We start from the raw sequence: 2,327 nt of genomic DNA, 5'->3' as shown, positions 1-2,327 counted from the left end.
TCGACGCGAATTGAGCATTTTTTAGAGGTTTATTTCTGATTTGAAACTAGCAGGGATGTAGTTGTGGTATAAATAGGATTGGGTGTCATGTTAATGTTACAATTTTAAGAACGCTGGCTAAAGTACCAGTCCTTAATGCCGCTGTTCAGGTTGGGATTGGGATAGCATGTAATGCAGCGGCGCCGACTTGTTTGGGGATATACAATACTGCGCAAAGCTATGCTGTGACGGGGGATGTTGGTTCTGCGTTAAAGAGTGGTGCTATTGCGGCGGTCTCTGCTCTCGCATTCCAGCAAATAGGTAAACACTTTAAAGCTGAATTCGGTATTAAGCCAGGATCAAATTTATCATTCGGAGACTTGGAACTGGGCCAGCAATTGCAATGGGCTGGAAGTCATGCAGTTGTGGGTGGAGTATCTAGTGTCCTGTCAGGTGGTAAATTCGGCCATGGATTTATTTCGGCTGGCTTTACCAAGATGGCAATGGGTAATGCCGGGTTTAATTTGAATAACCGTGCATGGCCAGCAATTGCAGGGCGGACAGCGATAGCGGCTATTGTTGGTGGTACAGCGAGTGCGCTTACTGGTGGTAAGTTCTCAAATGGCGCAAGGAGTGCTGCGATGATGCATTTGTTGAATCAGGAAGCGAGGGCTGCACTTACTTGGGACAAAGGGCCTACGACTTTAGATGACCTTAAAGAAAAGTATGGCTGGAAAAAAGGACAAACTAAAATATTTTATGGTAAAAGAGAGCTTGGTGGATTTGCGTATATCGAAAGTGGTTCAACTAGAGCTAATGACATTAACAACCAAGAAGTATTACATGAACATATGTTCATAATAGATAAGAATGGTGCGCTTCATAATAGAGGTTTTACAGGTGCTAAGTATGGGGTGGGTGATGATTTTGAATTAAATAAGACCTCAATTGGAGACTTTTACTATAGCAGCAAAGCTTTTACTAGAGGCTCTAGTTTTAATGTGGACTCTTTTAAGAATCATTATAATGCAGGCAATGGTTGGGCTGCTAGTGACTACAGACTTTTTTCTCATAATTGTCAAGACTACGCCTCTGCTACAAGAAGGCTATTATCAAACGGACGGTATTAATGATTAGGCTAATCTTTATATTATTTATTATTGTAACGGCTGATGCGCAAGCAGCTTCTTTAAAAGGATCTTTCTTAAAAGACAATGTTCTTACGATTGTTGATATTCAGAGCGGAAAGAAGCTGGAAAATTTCAACGTCGAAACATTGACTGAATTTGGTCAGGTTAATAAAGTATTTTTACTCGATGAAGTATCATACATAGCTGAGGTGACGAATAATAATGGTTTAGGAAAGATCTACCTTGTTGACGCTCAATCTGGGGAGATTATAGTAGATTTAGATGGGAAAGGTTTAAATGTTATTAATGAAAAAATTATTTTTTTTGTTTGTGATAATAAATACCCCTGTTTATATGATTTTAACACTAAGGTTATAACCCCAATAATTGGTGTTGAGTCTAAGTTTTCTAGTCAGAGCTATATGCAGCCATTTTTAGCGAAAGTTCATAATTCGAAATTATATATATCCCTTGGGTATCCTTATGGTATTGGTGTTTTTAAAAGTGTGGGAGGGAGGTATAATTTTCAAAGTCTGATTAATGAATTAGAGCTTGTTGATGTTGGCAGTCAGGGAGTACTAGCAAGAAGTGAACTTGGAAAATATTACTTTGTTTATAAAGGTGAAAAGGTTGAGTTAATTTCAGAGGATTTGGCAAGAGTAAACCTTATAAAACTAGTTGAAGATAATGTTTTTGGTACGAAGAGAGAGTTTTCTTTTTGGCATCTATCGGAGGTTAGAAAAGTAATATCCTTTGATATAAGATCAAGAAGTTTAACTAAAACTTTTAACTATGAAAAATATGGTGCATTTTTAAATTTCTTTGAGTAAGGTCAAAGGTGAAATACATGTTGTGAAATACATGTGACACCCAACCAAATTTGGGAATAGTCTAATAAGCCGTCTATGCTTTACTGAACGTTAAAGTATGGATGGCTTTTTTTATGGCAATAGCAAGGAATAAGAATACAGTTGACATCCACCCCAATTCCCTTCTAGTAAAGATGTGCGCATATCTCCATCTCTTGCATCAGTCGATAGCAGCCAGTGTGTTGTACAACTGTCAACATTTGATGAATTTGGCAGGGTGTTCCAACAATTTGATGACTACCGTCGGCTTAAACAAAGAAATGAATACATAGAAGCACAAGGTGTTCATTTTACCTATCGAGCGGGCCAAGTTGTCATAAAGAAAGAAGCAAGAGAGGGTGCTAACGGC

General features: G+C 38.2%; 3 protein-coding genes. All 3 read left to right on the top strand.

The features are described from left to right. Nucleotides 1-191: 191 nt before the first annotated feature. A complete protein-coding gene (locus tag MHN81_RS27890) occupies nucleotides 192-1,109 on the top strand; it encodes a DUF637 domain-containing protein (RefSeq protein WP_239427369.1) in 918 nt (305 codons plus the stop codon). Next, nucleotides 1,109-1,939, top strand: coding sequence for a hypothetical protein (locus tag MHN81_RS27885; RefSeq protein ID WP_239427368.1), 831 nt, complete (start codon nucleotides 1,109-1,111; stop codon nucleotides 1,937-1,939). Before MHN81_RS27890 ends, MHN81_RS27885 begins: the two co-directional genes overlap by 1 nt. Before the next feature lie 175 nt (nucleotides 1,940-2,114). Next, nucleotides 2,115-2,327 (top strand): hypothetical protein (locus tag MHN81_RS27880; RefSeq protein ID WP_239427367.1); only part of this gene is annotated, 213 nt, incomplete at its 3' end.

This window comes from Pseudoalteromonas sp. Of7M-16, assembly GCF_022347805.1.
Classification (GTDB): domain Bacteria; phylum Pseudomonadota; class Gammaproteobacteria; order Enterobacterales; family Alteromonadaceae; genus Pseudoalteromonas; species Pseudoalteromonas luteoviolacea_F.
This window is presented reverse-complemented; position numbering and strand designations above follow the sequence as displayed.

What these genes read in the sequence shown, in the direction of transcription:
- MHN81_RS27885 (WP_239427368.1), top strand. Translation starts at nt 1,109, where the DNA reads ATGATTAGGCTAATCTTTATATTATTTATTATTGTAACGGCTGATGCG.